Annotated in this window: 9 protein-coding genes; all 9 read left to right on the top strand. The window is 48.0% G+C overall.

All coding sequences use genetic code 11. The annotated features are described in order from the left end of the window. The first annotated feature begins 3 nt into the window (after positions 1–3). Positions 4–1,518 (top strand): glycosyl hydrolase family 65 protein, encoded by a 1,515-nt coding sequence (locus QZT80_RS06620; protein ID WP_295119466.1) that lies wholly within the window; start codon positions 4–6, stop codon positions 1,516–1,518. Beyond that, positions 1,515–4,304, top strand: a complete 2,790-nt coding sequence (locus QZT80_RS06615) for a glycoside hydrolase family 2 protein (protein ID WP_295119464.1) — start codon at positions 1,515–1,517, stop codon at positions 4,302–4,304. The genes QZT80_RS06620 and QZT80_RS06615 overlap by 4 nt, the downstream gene beginning before the upstream one ends. After that, positions 4,301–8,086 carry a family 78 glycoside hydrolase catalytic domain gene (locus QZT80_RS06610; protein ID WP_295119462.1) on the top strand — a complete coding sequence of 1,262 codons (3,786 nt, stop codon included), beginning with the start codon at positions 4,301–4,303 and terminating at the stop codon, positions 8,084–8,086. Before QZT80_RS06615 ends, QZT80_RS06610 begins: the two co-directional genes overlap by 4 nt. A 19-nt stretch (positions 8,087–8,105) precedes the next feature. Then, positions 8,106–10,307, top strand: a complete 2,202-nt coding sequence (locus tag QZT80_RS06605; protein WP_295119459.1) for a TIM barrel protein — start codon at positions 8,106–8,108, stop codon at positions 10,305–10,307. A gap of 95 nt (positions 10,308–10,402) precedes the next feature. Next, positions 10,403–12,313 carry a right-handed parallel beta-helix repeat-containing protein gene (locus QZT80_RS06600; RefSeq protein ID WP_295119456.1) on the top strand — a complete coding sequence of 637 codons (1,911 nt, stop codon included), beginning with the start codon at positions 10,403–10,405 and terminating at the stop codon, positions 12,311–12,313. Between the two features lie 9 nt (positions 12,314–12,322). After that, the gene (locus QZT80_RS06595; protein ID WP_295119453.1) at positions 12,323–13,426 is read left to right on the top strand and encodes a Gfo/Idh/MocA family oxidoreductase; all 1,104 of its coding nucleotides are present in this window, start codon (positions 12,323–12,325) and stop codon (positions 13,424–13,426) included. Continuing rightward, a complete protein-coding gene (locus QZT80_RS06590) occupies positions 13,420–14,991 on the top strand; it encodes an SLC5 family protein (RefSeq protein WP_295119451.1) in 1,572 nt (523 codons plus the stop codon). Before QZT80_RS06595 ends, QZT80_RS06590 begins: the two co-directional genes overlap by 7 nt. Before the next feature lie 13 nt (positions 14,992–15,004). After that, complete coding sequence (locus tag QZT80_RS06585) at positions 15,005–17,170, top strand: amylo-alpha-1,6-glucosidase (RefSeq protein WP_295119449.1); 2,166 nt, start codon at positions 15,005–15,007, stop codon at positions 17,168–17,170. Positions 17,171–17,175: 5 nt separating this feature from the next. Beyond that, positions 17,176–17,621 (top strand): beta-L-arabinofuranosidase domain-containing protein (locus QZT80_RS06580; RefSeq protein ID WP_295119447.1); only part of this gene is annotated, 446 nt, incomplete at its 3' end.

Genomic DNA, 17,621 nt, shown 5'->3' with positions numbered 1-17,621 from the left:
CAGATGCTCATATTGCTTTTGCTGCTGAAAATAGTCGATGTAAGCGGCCAGTCGAAACCTGTATTGCGGTTTTCGGACTTCAGGCACTATGTCGATTATTTCAATAATATGGAAGATGAGAATATTTCACAGGCTTTCCCGAATGATAGTGCCGCTTCGTGGATGGAACGGAATATTCCCCTGTTTGAATGCCCTCAGCAGAACTTCGAGGAAATGTTCTACTACCGCTGGTGGACGTTGCGTAAACATATTAAGAACACAGAGAAGGGATTTGTATTCACAGAGTTCCTGGTGCAACGTAGTTATGCCGATAAATATAACCTGATATCCAGTGGGCTGGGCCATCATATTTATGAATCGAGGTGGCTGCATGATAAACGTTACATGGATAATAACCTGCTCGTGTGGTATAGGGGCAACGATGGCGGGGCCATGAAGAAACTACGTTTTTACAGCAGCTGGAACATTGACGCTATCTACAATCGTTACCTCGTTAACAACGACCGGGCTTTTGTTATCAACCTGATGCCTGACCTGGAAAGTGATTACGCCGCCTGGGAGCAGGACCGTCGCCTGCCATCGGGCCTCTTCTGGCAATACGATGTAAGGGACGCGATGGAGGAAACGATCAGCGGCGGCCGGAAGGAAAAGAACGCCAGGCCATCCATCAACAGTTATATGTATGGAAATGCTAAAGCACTGGCGTGCATAAGTAAGATGGCAGGACTAACGACGAAGGAAAAGTTATACGATCTTAAAGCTGATACGCTGAAACAATTAACGGAAGCTAAACTTTGGAACCGGCAGCATTCGTTTTTTGAAGTGTTAAAGGAAGCAGATACGCTCTCGCAGGTGAAAGAAGAAATAGGATTTATACCCTGGTACTTCAATTTGCCCGCTAGTCAGTATAACCCCGCCTGGACAAGCCTTACCGATACCAAAACCTTTTGCGCTCCGTTTGGCATTACCACCGCCGACAGAAGTCATCCGGCTTTTCGTAGTCATGGTTGCTGTAAATGCGAATGGGACGGGGCTGTATGGCCGTTTGCTACAGCACAAACACTAACGGCTTTAGGCAACCTGCTCAATAATTACCAACAATCCTATATCGCAGACAGCAGCTATTTTCACTTATTACAAACTTATGTGGAGTCGCAGTACTACCGCGGCCGCCCGTACATAGGCGAATACCTCGATGAAAAAACAGGCTATTGGCTAAAGGGCGATGAAGAGCGGAGCCGGTACTACAATCATTCCACGTTTAACGATCTTATCATTACTGGTTTGGTTGGCCTAAGACCCGCCGCCTCTAATATCATCGAGGTAAATCCCTTATTGCCCGATGGTACCTGGGACTGGTTTTGCCTGGATAATATACTTTATCATGAAAAGATCGTCACGATCATTTGGGACCGTAATGGCGCAAAATATAAGAAGGGTAAAGGTTTAAGTGTTTGGGTGAATGGAAAGAAAGTAGCTTCCGCGCCTTCGTTACAACGTATAACGGGTAGGCTATGAGGCAGCGATTGCATATAGGTGTCATTTCCGGAGCAATTCAGATTTTCCTGGTTGCCTTGTTTTTGCTTACACCGTTTTTCGCCGTTTGCCAGCAAACAGAAAAACATTATTTGAGCGGCACCGGTAGCGACGATGCCGTGGATTGGGAGTTCTATTGCACCGCAGGCATGCGTGCCGGTAAATGGACGAATATCAAAGTGCCTTCATGCTGGGAGGTACAAGGGTTCGGGAAATATGATTATGGTTTTGCCAAAGATAGTGTGAGGGGAAAAGAGAAAGGGCTGTATCGCCGTACTTTCACGGCTCCGGCGTCCTGGAAGGGAAAATCGATCAATATCGTATTCGAAGGAGTGATGACGGATGCGGAGGTGAAGATAAATGGCAAGCTGGCCGGGGCCGTGCATCATGGTGCGTTTTACGCTTTCCGTTACGATATAACACGCCTGATCCGATATGGAAAGGAAAATATACTGGAAGTTGCCGTGGCCAAACATTCTTCCAACGAATCGGTGAACGATGCCGAGCGGCGTGGGGATTTTTGGATATTCGGTGGAATCTTCCGGCCGGTGTGGCTGGAAATTCTTCCCCTTGATCATATTAATGATATCGGGATTGATGCAAAGGCGAACGGTCGGTTTACCGCCGTTTTACATACCGCCAGGGAGGCTGATAGCGTAATAACAACTATTTATAGTGCTGATGGTAAGTTGTATGGAAGTATGCTGACCCGTGGAGGAAAGGACTTTACTGTCAGGCAGAATTTTTCTTCGCCGATACCCTGGAATCCCGAAACGCCTTACCTGTACAAAGCTGTGTTTACCCTTTTTAGAAAGGGAAAGGCATTACATACTGTTTCGCAGCCGTTCGGTTTTAGAACAGTAGAAGTGAAACAACGGGACGGTATATATGTAAATGGTGTAAAGGTGAAGATGAAAGGCGTAAACCGGCATTCATTCCGCCCTGAAACAGGCCGTACGCTTAGCCGGCGCAATAGTATAGAAGATGTACTGCTGATGAAGGATATGAATATGAACGCCGTGCGCATGAGTCATTACCCGCCCGACGATCATTTCCTGGATGCCTGCGATTCGCTTGGGCTTTTTGTAATGGACGAACTGGCTGGCTGGCACGGTCACTACGACCTACCCACGGGTACGCAACTGTTAAAGGAAATGATGATGCACGATAAAAACCATCCCTCTATCGTTTTTTGGGCGAATGGTAACGAAGGAGGGCATAACCGGGCATTGGACAGCCTGTTTACCGTGTTCGATCCGCAGCAACGGCCGGTGGTGCATCCGTGGGAATTGTTTAAGGGCATTGAAACGCAGCATTACCGCGAGTATAACTATGGCATCGGGAATTATAATAACGGAACTGAAATCGTAATGCCCACCGAATTCCTGCACGGCCAGTTCGATGGCGGTCATGGTGCGGGCCTGGAGGATTATTGGGAAACGATGTGGCACGATCCGCTGAGCGCTGGCGGCTTTCTTTGGGATTTTGCTGATCAGGGCGTGGTGCGAAAGGATAAGAACGATTCGCTGGACACCGACAAGCACAGGGGTGCAGACGGAATTGTAGGTCCTCATCATGAAAAAGAAGGCAGCTATTTCGCGATCAAAGAAATATGGAGTCCCGTGTATGTGGAAAGAAGGGAGATAACTGAATCGTTCGACGGCCAACTGGTACTTGAAAACCGTTATCACTTCTCTGATCTGAAGCAATGCAAATTCGCGTGGACACTTCGTGCGCTTAATGGTGGTGATGTAAAAGATACTTCCGGAGTAGCGGCCGCACCTGCTGTGGCGCCATCAGCAAAAGGTATATTGAAATTGGATTTGCCCGGGAACTGGTATAACTATGATTTGCTTACTTTAGCCGCCAGGGATGCGGAAGATCGCGAACTGTTTACCCGTACTTATGCCATCAGCCGGCCTAACAGAATTGCATCAAAGCTGGTACAGAAGTCGGGTGATAAAAAGATTAGCATTAGTCAGGCTGATACAATGTTACTGGTAACAGTAGGTGAGGTCAGTTTATCTTTTAATAAGAAGAATGGCTTTCTCGCAACGGTTAGCAACAGTTGTGGCAGCATACCTTTCTCCAACGGCCCTTCCATACAGGAGGGCGTGACTAACTTCCGGAATATTACACATCGGTTTGAAGGAAAAGAGCTGGTGATTGCATCGGCCTACGACAAAAAAGAAGGGTACAACACCATCCGCTGGACAATCTATCCGTCGGGCTGGATAAAGATGGAGTTACATTATTTCCCCGGCACTTACTTTACCAGTTTTATCGGCGCTAACTTCAGTTTACCCGAACAGCAAATACGCTCGGTTACTTATATGGGAGATGGGCCTTACCGTGTATGGAAAAACCGCACAAAAGGCGTGCAATTGGGCGTCTGGACGAAAGAGTACAATAATACGGAAACTGGCGAGTTCCCCTGGAAGTATCCCGAGTTTAAAGGATACCACGGGCATGTTTACTGGGCACAGTTTGTTTTAACTCATAACAGTTTCAGGATGGTCAGCGAAACCGAAAACCTGTTCCTTCGGCTTTTTACGCCCGCCTGGAAAACTGACCAGTGGCATAATTACGAGCCGCTATTTCCGGCCGGCGATATTTCCTTCATGCAGGGTATTAGCAGCATAGGGACTAAAACACAAAGGAACGAAACAACCGGGCCTATGGGGGCGAAGAATATTTTTTACGATTATGAAAAGGACCCGGCAAGGGCCTTAAGTATGGTTTTATATTTTGATTTTTCCGCGAAATGAAACAACTAATTATATTCACCTTATTGCTGTGCGGTGCATTTCAAATGCAAGCCCAGGTAACTGTAAAGGAACAGCGCTGCGAAATGCTGCAGGAGCCGCGTGGAATAGATGTACTAACTCCCCGGCTTAGCTGGCAGCTGTCCTCTTCTCAACGGAACGTACATCAAACAGCCTACCAGGTGATGGTTGCGTCTACTCCTGAAAAGTTGGCAAGGAACGAAGGTGATTTGTGGAATTCGGGCAGGGTAGAAGGTGCGCGTTCGCTGAATATCACATATGCAGGAAAGGTACTTGCCAGCCGTAACGCATGTTTCTGGAAGGTAAAAGTATGGACGAACAAGGGTGTTTCGGGATGGAGCGGAAACGCTTGCTGGACGATGGGGCTGTTACAGGCATCCGACTGGAAAGCTTCCTGGATCGGCTATGATAAGGCTTCCGCATTCGATAGTATTACCCAGTGGTCGAGATTGTCGGCGAGGTATTTCAGGAAACAGTTTTCCTGTGCGGCGGCCGTTAAACGCGCTACCGTGTATATGGCGGGACTGGGTTTACATCAGCTTTACCTGAACGGCAAACATATAAGTGGATACAGCCTTGTTCCTGCGCCTACAGATTATCGCAAAACCGTGCTTTATAATACCTACGATGTAACGAAGGAACTGAAGGCCGGAAGTAATATGGTGACAACGATATTAGGCAATGGCCGTTTTTTTACGATGCGGCAGAATTACAAAACACAAAAGCATAACACGTTCGGCTTTCCTAAAATGATATTCCAGCTTGAAATTGAATATGCCAATGGAGAGAAAAGCATTGTGGCAAGCGATGAAACTTGGAAGTTAAATATAGATGGCCCTATACGAACTAACAATGAATACGACGGCGAAGAATACGATGCCACCAAAGAATGGGCCGGCTGGCAGTTGCCTGGCTTCGACGATCGCAACTGGCTGCAACCCGAAAAGGTAGAGGCACCGCCCGGACGACTGTCTGCCCACATGATCGCGCCGATGAAAGTGATGAAAACCATTCGTCCGCTTACCATAAAGAAACTGGCAGACGGGCGCCACATCCTGGACATGGGCCAGAACTTCTCCGGCTGGCTGAGAATGACAGTCAAAGGAAAACGCGGCGAACAGGTGAAACTTCGCTTTGCAGAAAGCCTCGGGTCCGACGGTTCGCTGTATGTCGCCAATCTCCGCGATGCAAAAGTTACCGACATCTACACACTGAAAGGTGGTGGTATTGAAAGCTGGCAGCCGGCTTTCGTGTACCACGGATTTCGTTTCGCTGAAATAACCGGTTATCCCGGCACGCCAACGGTGAACGATTTTGAAGGACAAATGGTGTACGATGATTTGCAGAACACCGGTTCTTTCCAGTGTTCCGATTCAACGATCAACATCATTCATCGAAATGCCTGGTGGGGCATTGCGTCTAATTACAAAGGCATGCCGGTTGATTGTCCGCAACGGAATGAAAGGCAGCCCTGGCTGGGCGACAGGGCTACGGGAGCAGCAGGAGAGGCTTTCCTGTTCAATAATGCAGCCTTATATGCCAAATGGCTGAATGATATAGAGGATTCGCAAACGCCCGAAGGCGCCATCCCCGATGTAGCACCCGCTTTCTGGAATTATTATTCTGATAACGTTACCTGGCCTGGCACTTACCTGATGGTGGCTGATATGTTGTATCGCCAGTACGGCGATGAACGCTCGATCACTTCTCATTATCCTTCCATGAAAAAATGGATGTATTACATGAAGGACAAATACCTCAAAAATGGTATTATGACGAAAGATAAGTACGGCGACTGGTGTGTGCCACCGGAAGACCTGAAGATGATCCGTTCGTCGGACAGTACGAGAACGACGAACGGTGCACTGATTGCCAGTGCTACTTATTATAACCTGCTTGGTCTGATGGAGAAGTTCGCAGCAATTTCGGGTAACAATGCAGATATCGCGGATTATCGTGAGTTGAAACGTATGGTGAACCAGGCATTTCATAACAAGTTCTATAATGCACAAAAGAAATGGTACGATAATAACACCGTTACAGCGAACATGCTGCCGCTTTATTTTGGAATGACTCCCGATAGTTTGAAGGAAGCAGTCTTCAATAATCTCTATACCCGCATCAGGATAACGGATAAAATGCACATCAGTACGGGCGTTATCGGAACACAATGGTTATTGCGCGGTTTAAGTATTTTCCAGCATTCCGATATTGCATTTACGCTTGCTTCGAATACAACATATCCCTCCTGGGGGTACATGGCGGTGCAGGGCGCCACCACTATCTGGGAACTGTGGAACGGCAATACCGCCCGCCCGGAAATGAACTCGCAGAACCACGTGATGTTACTCGGCGATCTGCTGATCTGGCTGTACGAAGATCTGGCTGGAATAAAGTCAGATGGTAACGAAGTGGCATTTAAAAGGATAGTGATGAAACCCGGGAATATTGACGGACTGGATTTTGTAAAGGCATCTTATACATCGGTTTACGGTGAAATAAAGAGCGAATGGAAGAAGTCGATTGCCCGGTTTGACTGGAGTATCACTATCCCCACTAATACAACAGCACTGGTGTACATTCCAGCCAATGATAGTACGGGTATTACGGAGGGCGGTAAATCCATAGGTGAAGGTATAAGGTTTTTAAAAATGGAGGGGAGATACGCGGTACTGGAACTGGGATCTGGCCATTACAACTTACGATCGTCCTTTGGTTTCAGGAATGGTATCCTGAAAGATGAATTTATCTCTGAACGGCCTGCTTTTCCGGAAAGCCATGCCGCTACAATAGCCGAAACATCGGAGGGCCTGATCGCATCGTGGTTTGGGGGAACAAAAGAGGGTAATAAAGATGTTTGTATCTGGACCAGTAAACTGCGAAATGGTATTTGGTCGGAGCCGGCGATGGTGGCAGATGGCGTATTGAACGACAGCACCAGGTACGCATGTTACAATCCTGTACTGTTTTATACGCCCAACAAAGAATTGCTTTTATTTTATAAGATTGGCCCCAATGTAGCTGGCTGGACGGGCTGGATGATACGTTCTGCTGACAATGGCAAAACCTGGAGCAGACGGGAAGCTTTGCCGGCAGGCTTTCTTGGGCCTATTAAAAATAAGCCGCTGTTACTGAACGGGCAGTTGATTTGCCCATCCAGTACAGAAAAAGATGGCTGGAAAGTACATTTTGAAATGACTTCAGACTTCGGCCGTACCTGGACTAAATCGCAGCCCATTAACGACGGTAAAACCGTTACCGCTATTCAGCCCTCGCTGCTTACGCACGCCGACGGCAGATGGCAGGTGTTGTGCCGCAGTAAAAACAGAACAATCAACGAAAGCTGGAGCAGCGATCAGGGTAAAACCTGGAGCCCTGTAACAGCCTCTTCTCTTCCTAATAATAATTCGGGAACGGATGCCGTAACTTTAAAGGATGGCAGGCAGTTACTAGTCTATAACCATGTTAAACCATCGCCTGAACTCCGTAACGGCAAAGGAGCCAGAACGCCGTTAAACGTTGCAGTATCGAAAGATGGTAAAAACTGGTCGGCCGCACTGGTGCTGGAAGATTCGCCCGTTAGCCAGTATTCTTATCCTTCGGTGATACAAACCAGCGATGGCCTGGTACACGTGGTGTATACATGGCGGCGTGAACGGATCAAACACGTAGTAATCGATCCTGCCAAATTGGAGCTGAAACCTATTATTGCTGAACAATGGCCCGGCGCACAAACTGTATTAACCGGCGCATCCGAAGAATAAATGTTTTAATAAATTATTTATGTTGAAGCGTATCCTGTATATAATGTGTTTACTGCTGTTGCCAGCCTGGGTCTTTTCGCAGAACTCAGACGACACTTATCGCAAACCTTTGAAGCAGGTATTAAGCGAAGTGGAGAAGAAATACAACATTAAAGTGAGATACGTGGATAGCGTAGTGGCCGGCAAATGGGTAACATATGCCGACTGGAAATATCGCCCTGATGCAGAAGTTACGCTCAACAATATTTTGCAGCCGCTGGAAATGAAAGTCAAAGCAGATGGTCCGGGGAAATATAAGTTGAGCAACTATGAATATTATCGCTGGCCTGTGGCGGAAGGTTGGGCCGAATTAGACCGGATTGCCGCCCAATACAGCAACGTAAGTGAATGGGAAAGCCGGAAGGAATTGTTGAAGCCCTGTTTAATGGAGGCATTACAGTTATCTACGCTGCCTGCCGCCCCAGTCTCCAGGCCCATCATCACCCCCAAAAGAAAGTTAAATGGCTACACCGTAGAAAACATCGCGATTGAAATACTACCGGGCGTTTGGATCAACGGATCATTGTATAAACCAGCGAAGTACAGCGGAAAAATCCCTGTAATACTAAACCCCGACGGACATTGGGAGCGGCAACGCTACCGGGCCGACTGCCAATACCGTTGCGCTGCTATGGCAAAAATGGGCGCTATGGCATTTAGCTACGACCTGTTTGCCTGGGGCGAATCGCTGTTGCAGTTCAAGTCGGAAGATCATAGGCGCAGTCTGGCCATGACGATACAGGTATTAGGCAGCATCCGTATACTCGATTACCTGTTGTCGCAAAAGGATGCTGATACAACGCGTGTGGCCATCACAGGCGGTTCTGGCGCAGGTAGCCATACAGTATTACTAACAGCGCTGGATAATCGTATAAAGGTGTCCGCGCCCGTTGTGTCCCTGTCGTCTTACTTCTACGGAGGATGCCCCTGCGAAAGCGGCATGCCCATACACCAATGCGGTGGAGGCACAGATAACGTAGAAATTGCAGCCATGGCGGCTCCCCGCCCGCAATTGGTGGTAAGCGACGGCGGCGACTGGACGGACAAAATGCCCGAACACGATTTTCCCTATCTCCGCAAAATGTACGGCTGGTACAAAAGTGAGGCGAAGGTGGAGAATGTACACCTGGCCGCAGAAAAACATGATTTCGGGATCAATAAAAGAACGGCGGTATACACTTTCTTCGCTAAACACCTCGGCTTAAATACCCGCGCAATTATTAAACCAGATGGGCTGGCCGATGAAAGTGCCATCACCATTGAGCCGGATACCGCGTTATATGTATTCGGTGCCAAAGGCGAAAAGTTGCCAGCCCACGCTGTAAAAGGATTTGATCAGTTGGAAACGGTTTTTAAAACGGCCATTCAGCATACTAAACAAAACCAACGTTATAAAATCGGACTTGTAGACCTGATGCTGCTTAAGCGGCAGAAGCCGGGTGCTATCACCCTAACCGCCCAGCTGGGCGCCGACGGGGTAGAGGTAGATATGGGAGGACTCGGCAACAGACCCACGTTCGACAATCAATTGCTGACCGACTCTGCCCGCCAGCAATTCTTACAACTGGCGGCTGAAAATGGAGTGGAGATTTTTTCGCTGGCCATGACCGGTTATTATGCACAATCGTTTTGCGGTCGCGCGGAATACAAACGTTCTATCGAAGACTGTATCCGGACGATGAAGCTGATGAATGTAAAAACAGCCTTTTTGCCACTGGGCGTTCAATGTGATTTGCGTAAAGAACCCACCGTACGCAGTGCTGTAGTGGAGCGGTTACGTATTGCCGGGAAAATGGCGGAGCAGGCAGGCGTGGTGATCGGTGTTGAAACGGCTTTATCGGCCACTGAGGAAGTAAGGTTGTTAAAAGAGATCGGTTCCCCCGCCATCAAAATCTATTTCAATTTTTCTAACCCGTTAAAAGAAGGCCGCGACCTGATCAGCGAACTGAAAATACTCGGCCGTGATCGTATTTGTATGATCCATGCTACCAATAAAGACAGCCTGTGGTTGCAAAACGATCCGCAAATTGATCTGTATAAAGTAAAGAAAACACTGGACGATATGGGCTGGAGCGGATGGCTGGTTATTGAACGCAGCAGGGACGCAAAGAAGCCCTCGGATACGAAATATAACTACGGAGCCAATACCGCTTACCTCAGGCGGGTGTTCCAGGATAAATAGTAAAATCGTCCATCATTTTAATCAGTAACAACATTTTCCGGGATCACTGTTGGCGCTATATTTAACTGTATTCTAAACAGCGCCAATAATCCACGATGAAAAAAAGGTGTGTATGCCTGTCGGCCCTTCTTGTACTGATATTTTCCTATGTACAGGCTGCCGACATCCACGTTAGTCCTGCAGGCTCCGATGCCAATCCCGGCACCAGGGAGCGACCCCTCGCCACGCCGGCTGCGGCATTACGCCAGGCCCGGGAGTTAAGGCGGCTTCAACATCCATCAGTAACAGGAGGTATCCATATCATTCTTCACGGAGGTACTTATCAATTGTACGAGCCGGTTTTTATTCGTCCTGAAGATTCGGGAACGCCGGATAGTCCTACTTTCATCGAAGCTGCCGCGGGTGAAAAACCTATACTCAGCGGTGGTACGCGTATCACCGGCTGGAAAAAGCTATCAGCTGCTATTCCAGGTACAAGGCCCGGGGCACATGGGCAGTTGTGGATAACGGAACTCCCGTTCCAACAGGCGAGCGCCGATGGTTTCAGGCAGTTGTGGGTAAATAATGAGAAAGCGATCAGGGCGCGCGATCGTAACGGCGATAGTATGAACCGCATACTCAGCTGGAATAAAACGAATGAAACCTGCAATATTCCATGGCCCGCCGCCCTCTCGTCCGGCAACAGGGAAGGACTCGAAATGTGCATACAACAATGGTGGGCCATTGCTAACCTGCGCGTGGAAAAAGTAGCAGTGACGGGCGATAGTGCCACACTGTACTTTTATCAACCCGAAAGTAAAATTCAAAGTGAACACCCATGGCCTGCTCCGTGGTTGTCGCGCGAAACGGGTAACTCCCCGTTTTATCTCTCCAATGCCATTGAACTGCTCGACGAACCCGGCGAGTGGTATTACGACGCCCGTTCGCGTAAGTTGTACTACTGGCCAAAGAAGGGTGAAAACATGGCAACAGCAGAGGTAGTCGCCCCTCAACAGGAAACGTTGCTGCGTATTGCCGGTACAGCCGATCTCGCGGTATCACATGTCCAGATCAGCAACATTGCCTTCCGGCATACCGGCTGGATGCGGCCTTCGCAAAAGGGGCACGTGCCGCTGCAGGCGGGAATGTTCCTGCTCGACGCTTACAAACTCCGCACGCCGGGCACTCCAGCTAAAGCGGGACTCGAAAATCAGGCCTGGATTGGTCGCCAGCCAGGCGCGGTATCACTATCGTTCGCACATCACATCAGTATAAAAAATTGTGCTTTTGAACACCTGGCTGCCACTGGCCTTGATATTGAAAAGGGGGCCCGCTACGATACTGTTGCTGGTTGCCTGTTTCGCGATATTGCCGGTACGGGCATACAGGCCGGTGTATTTTCAGATGAGGCCTTTGAAACACATCTGCCCTACGATCCTGCGGATGAAAGGGAAATATGTGGCGATCTGGTAATATCCGATAACCTGGTAACACAGGTCGCAAACGAAGACTGGGGCTGCGTGGGTATCAGCGCTGGTTATGTGCGCAATACGAAGATCATGCACAACGAAGTTTGTGAAGTGCCGTACTCCGGCATTTGCCTGGGGTGGGGCTGGACAAAGGCCGTGAACGTAATGCGCAACAATATGGTGTATCGTAATAAAGTCCATCATTACGCCATGCACGTATACGATGTGGGCGGGATTTACACGTTGTCTGCCATGCCAGGCACCGTTATCAGTGAAAACTATATCGATTCGATCTATAAAGCACCGTACCCGCACGATCCCAATCATTGGTTTTACTATTATCTCGACGAAGGATCTTCTTATATCACCATAAAAAATAACTGGAGCCCGGCTGAAAAGGTAATGCGAAATGCGAACGGGCCTGGTAATGTTTGGGAGAATAACGGTCCGGCTGTGTCAGATAGTGTGAAACGGAATGCTGGCCTGCAACAGCCGTATAAACACCTTTTAAAAGAATTAAGGCCGGCATCTGTGCGCCGGCCTGTTCATCATCAATAATTTCCACGTATGCTTACTATTGGTATTTTAGGATTAGGAGAGGGCAGCAGCACCGTATCGGCCGCCATCCAAAGTGAAAAAGTGAAACTTAAAATGATCTGCGATCGCGATATCGACTTGTGCCGCAAACGGGCCGATGAGTTTAAAGCGTATGATTATACTACCAAATACCAGGAAATGCTGGAGGATAAGGGCATAGATATTATTGCTATCTATACACCGGACCACCTGCATGCAGAACATGTAAAACAAGCCTTGTTACACGATAAACACGTGATCTGTACCAAGCCGTTTATCGATAACCTGGCCGATGCTGCCGGGCTGATCGAATTACAAAAGAAGACCGGTAAAAAAGTATTCGTAGGACAAAGCTCCCGTTTTTTTGAACCGTTCAAAAAACAACGGATGGATTTTGAGGAAGGTGTGATAGGAGAACTAATGACGATTGAAAGTTATTATCATGCAGACCATCGCTGGTTCCTGGAAAAGAAATGGGCGCTGGAACCCTCGTTCAAATGGTTGTATGGCGGACTTAGCCACCCGGTAGACTTTATCCGCTGGTATCTTCCTAATATTGAGGAAGTAATGGGTTATGGAATGATTAGCCAGAACGGTAAGGCTGCCGGCCTGAAAAATGAAGATACCATGCACTTTATATTCAGCGCGGCTGATGGCCGGGTAGCACGCGTCAGCGGTGCCTATACGGGGCCGGTGCAGCCTACGGGCCGCGATAGTGGTATGAGTTGCATACTCCGTGGCACACTGGGCGCCAGTCAGGCGGACTACCATGAGCTGCGTTATGCAGTCACTACCGCAACAGGAGAACATAAAATGATTACCTGGGGCGATAAAGAGCTGAATTACTATTTCCGTTTTGAAGGACAAAAACACCATGCAGGCGAGTACCAGAATTATATTGAATACTTCGTCGACTCAATTGAACAGGATTTTACGGCTTATCCTGATCTGAAGGAAGGTATCGGTACTATCGCGTTATTGCAGGCCATGGACGAAAGTCTGTCTACGCGAAAGCCCGTTAAGATGAAGGATATCCTGGATAGATACGGATTGCCGGGTGCATCTGCTCACGTCCCAACGAAAGAAGTATGTTGATAAAGCTGCATTACCTCGACTACAGTATTGTAGCGCTGTACCTGCTCATATTGCTTTACATTGGGTATAAAGCAAGTTTTGGGAAGAAGAAAGAAGGCGAGCATTTATTTCTTGCCGGGAAATCGCTGAGCTGGTATAGTATCGGGTTTAATATGTGGGGCACCAACGTCGGGCCGTCGATGTTGCTCGCCTTCGCCAGCATTGGCTATTCAACTGGAATTGTTGCCGGCAATTTCGAGTGGTATGCTTTCGTGTTCCTGTTCTTACTGGCCATGGTGTTTGCGCCACGTTACCTTGCTGGGAAAGTAACCACCATGCCCGAATTCATGGGGCAACGGTTTGGCGACGGCACCCGGAACATCCTTGCCTGGTACGCCCTGATTAAAATACTGATCTCCTGGTTATCGCTGGGCCTTTTCGCCGGAGGTTTTCTCGTCCGGCAAATACTGGGCATTCCCATGTGGCAGTCTGTAATCGTACTGGTGCTGTTTGCCGGACTGTTTGCCTTTGCCGGCGGCTTAAAGGCAATAGCCCGTGTGAACGTGTTCCAGATGGTTTTACTGATTTTGGTTTCGCTGATGCTTACCATCATTGGTGTGAACAAAGTGGGCGGAGTGGCAGCGCTGTTCCATAGAGCGCCACGCGAATATTGGAACTTAATTCAACCCGCCAGCGACCCCAATTACCCGTGGCATGCTATTTTACTTGGTTACCCCGTATCGGCCATCGCCTTTTTCTGTACCGATCAGGCCATGGTGCAATCGGTGCTGGGTGCCCGCAATCTGGAACAGGGGCAGCTGGGCGTGAACTTTATTGGCTGGCTCAAAATCCTTTCATTGCCATTGTTTATTATACCTGGAATTATTTGTTTTGAATTGTTCCCCGGCCTCAAAGATCCCAGTGAGGCATACATGACATTGGTGACGCAGTTGTTCCCGCCAGGCCTGAACGGACTGGTGATCGTTGTGCTGATAGCGGTACTGGTGGGCACGATCGGGTCGTCTTTAAATGCATTAAGTACGGTATTTACCACTGATATTTATGTAAAAAAGATAAATCCTGCGGCCAGTAACGCCCAGGTCATCCATACCGGGCGTATGACCGTGCTGGCAGGATGTTTATTCGCGATCGGAATGGCAATTGCGATCGATAGTATAAAGGGACTTAACCTGTTTGATGTTTTCCAGGCGGTGCTTGGTTTTATAGCGCCTTCGTTATCGGTGGTATTCCTGCTGGCTGTGTTTTGGAAACGCACCACCAGGCTGGCCGTGAATTTCACGTTGTCGTGGGGCTCGGCTATCAGCCTTGGCACAGGCATTTGTTACCTGTGGGTTTTCCCGAAAGATCAGTATCTTATATGGCCACACTACCTGTTGCTGTCGTTTTATATTTTCCTGTTGCTGCTGATATTAGCGGTATTGATATCACTCACCGGTAAACCTACGGTGATGGCGGAACAGGCCGGGGCAGATGTGATGCAGAAGCCCAGCCGCCTGGTATGGCGTATGTGGATAGCCCTGGTAATCGTGATGATAAGCCTCTACATCTTCTTTAATGGATTTTAAACACGTTATTGGAATGACAAGAAAGTTAATCCTGTTTTACATCATGTTTTGCGCCGGCATCTGTTCCGCAGGCAGCGCTGTTGCCCAGCAGGCGCAATGGATATGGTATCCCGGCGATTATGAAATATGGTTAAGTAACCATTTTCAGAACAGACGTACCGAACGGGGTACATTTTTCCCTGTTTTCTGGAAGATGGACAATCATTATGTACTGATGAATTTTTCTAAGCCGGTGGAGCTTTCGCAGGCGGAAGAGCTGTCGGTTTTTGCAGAAGGGCAATACAATGTAAAGGTTGATGGTAAAATGCTGGAAGGTATGCCCAGTCGCGTTACTATACCCGCCGGCAAACATAACATCAATGTAAAGGTGTTCAGCCAGGCGGTTGTGCCTGCTATCTTCATCAATGGTAAAACGATTAAAAGCGATAGCAGCTGGCTGGTAACGTTTGAAGATAAAGAGTGGATCGACGAAACGGGTAAAACGTCGGATATATCAGCCACGAAATGGCTACAGGCCGGGTCTGATAATTTTACGGATCCTGCACAACCACCATCTGCGTTCAAATTGCCAGTAAAGCCGGTTTATGCCAGCAGCGCCCAGGTAAACGGCGCATCGAGATTAGTAGACTTTGGCCGGGAAACCTTCGGTTTTGTTAAACTGCACGGATTGCAGGGAACCGGTAAACTAACTATTTATTATGGCGAAAGTAAGGAAGAAGCGCTAAGTCCGCAAAAGGCGGAAACGCTCGACAGGCTGTTGATCAATATCAGTAATAAAGTGGATTCGCTAATGCCCTTATCTAAAGCTTTCCGGTTTGTAAATATTGTATCAGAGGGAGAGGTGAAGATGGATTCGGTTTCGATGTTGTATGAATATGCCGATATTCCGGACAAAGGTAGTTTTTCCTCTAGTGATGAACAGTTGAACCAGATATATGAAGTAGCTAAGTATACACTGCATTTATGCACCCGCGGTTTTTTTATCGACGGTATTAAACGTGACCGCTGGATTTGGAGTGGCGATGCCTACCAGAGTAATCTGATGAACTATTACCTGATGAATGACAACGCAACCGTAACCAGAACGATGTACGCCTTACGCGGTAAGGATCCGGTAACGAGTCATATCAACACTATAATGGATTACACCTTTTACTGGTTCATGGGGATTTACGACTACTATCTTTATACGGGCGATAAACATTTTATACGGCAGAACTACGACCGGATGGAAAGTCTGATTAAATACGTAATGGGCAGGCGAAATAAAGATGGTTTGCTGCAAGGCCTGCCGGGCGATTGGATCTTTATCGACTGGGCCGCCGGTTTAAGTAAAGAAGGAGAAGTGAGTTTCGAGCAACTGTTATTTGCCCGCAGCCTTGAAACCATGTCGCTTTGCGCGGAACTGGTCGATGACAAAGATGGTGCAGTACGTTACCGCGATCTGGCTAACGGCCTTAAAGAAAAGTTATTCAACCTTTATTGGAACGATAAGAAAAAGGCATTGGTGCATAGTCGCGTGAACGGGCAATCCACAGAAACGGTAACCCGTTACGCAAATATGTTCGCTATCTTCTTCGATTTGGAACAGAAAATGGCCGTGAAATCGTCGGTACTGCTGAACAACAATATCCAGAAGATTACCACGCCTTACATGCGTTTTTACGAGCTGGAAGCACTTTGTGCTATGGGCGAGCAAAAATACGTGTTGGGAGAAATGAAAAATTACTGGGGAGGCATGCTAAAACTCGGCGCCACCAGTTTTTGGGAAGAATATGATCCTTCTAAAAAAGAATCTGAACATTACGCAATGTATGGCCGGGACTTTGGAAAGAGCTTATGCCACGCCTGGGGCGCCAGTCCCATTTACCTGTTGGGCAAATACTACCTGGGTGTAAAACCGCTGACTGCCGGTTATGAAACTTATGTCATCGAGCCCGCACTGGGCGGTTTGCAGTGGATGCAGGGGAAAGTGCCTACGCCTAAAGGGGAGATCGAACTCTTTGTGAGCAATAAGGAGATTAAAGTGAAGTCGCCTGTTGGCAATGGTATCCTGAAAATCAGCAGTAAGAAAAAACCTGGCGGACAAAACATAACGCCGCTGGCAAAAGGGAATAATGTATATGAGATCAGCATTTTGCCTGGGCGTGAATATGTGATTACTTATACAGCAATTTAGATATTATGAAGAGAAAACTGATGATTGCGTGTTGGCTGTTGACGGGAATAAAAGGGTATTCGCAGGCAGGACTGGTAAACACACAGGCTAGTCCGCATGCAAAGCTGCATTCGGTAAATATGCAGGCCGTAGCGTGGACGAGCGGCTTTTGGGCCGAACGATTTGCTGTGTGCAGAGACCAGATGATGCCGCTGTTATGGAAAACTTACACGAGCGACAGTATCTGCTTCTCTTTCAAAAATTTTAAAGTGGCTGCAGGTATTGATACTGGCAGGTTCCGTGGCCCTTCGTTCCACGACGGTGATTTCTATAAAACGCTTGAGTCGGTTGCCGCTGTATATGCTGTTACTAAGGACAGGCAGCTGGATAACTGGATGGATACGGCTATTGCGGTAATCGCGGCGGCACAGAAAGCAGACGGTTATATCTATACTAAAAATATCATCGGGCA

This window comes from uncultured Chitinophaga sp. (assembly GCF_902168175.1).
In the GTDB taxonomy this organism is placed as follows: Bacteria; Bacteroidota; Bacteroidia; order Chitinophagales; family Chitinophagaceae; genus Chitinophaga.
Note: the sequence above shows the minus strand (reverse complement) of the source record. Positions and strands in the feature narration are given on the sequence as shown.

Bases quoted from the DNA above. Each gene is read 5' to 3' on its own strand.
- QZT80_RS06620 (WP_295119466.1), top strand. From the start codon at position 4: ATGCTCATATTGCTTTTGCTGCTGAAAATAGTCGATGTAAGCGGCCAG.
- QZT80_RS06615 (WP_295119464.1), top strand. From the start codon at position 1,515: ATGAGGCAGCGATTGCATATAGGTGTCATTTCCGGAGCAATTCAGATT.
- QZT80_RS06610 (WP_295119462.1), top strand. From the start codon at position 4,301: ATGAAACAACTAATTATATTCACCTTATTGCTGTGCGGTGCATTTCAA.
- QZT80_RS06605 (WP_295119459.1), top strand. From the start codon at position 8,106: ATGTTGAAGCGTATCCTGTATATAATGTGTTTACTGCTGTTGCCAGCC.
- QZT80_RS06600 (WP_295119456.1), top strand. From the start codon at position 10,403: ATGAAAAAAAGGTGTGTATGCCTGTCGGCCCTTCTTGTACTGATATTT.
- QZT80_RS06595 (WP_295119453.1), top strand. From the start codon at position 12,323: ATGCTTACTATTGGTATTTTAGGATTAGGAGAGGGCAGCAGCACCGTA.
- QZT80_RS06590 (WP_295119451.1), top strand. From the start codon at position 13,420: ATGTTGATAAAGCTGCATTACCTCGACTACAGTATTGTAGCGCTGTAC.
- QZT80_RS06585 (WP_295119449.1), top strand. From the start codon at position 15,005: ATGACAAGAAAGTTAATCCTGTTTTACATCATGTTTTGCGCCGGCATC.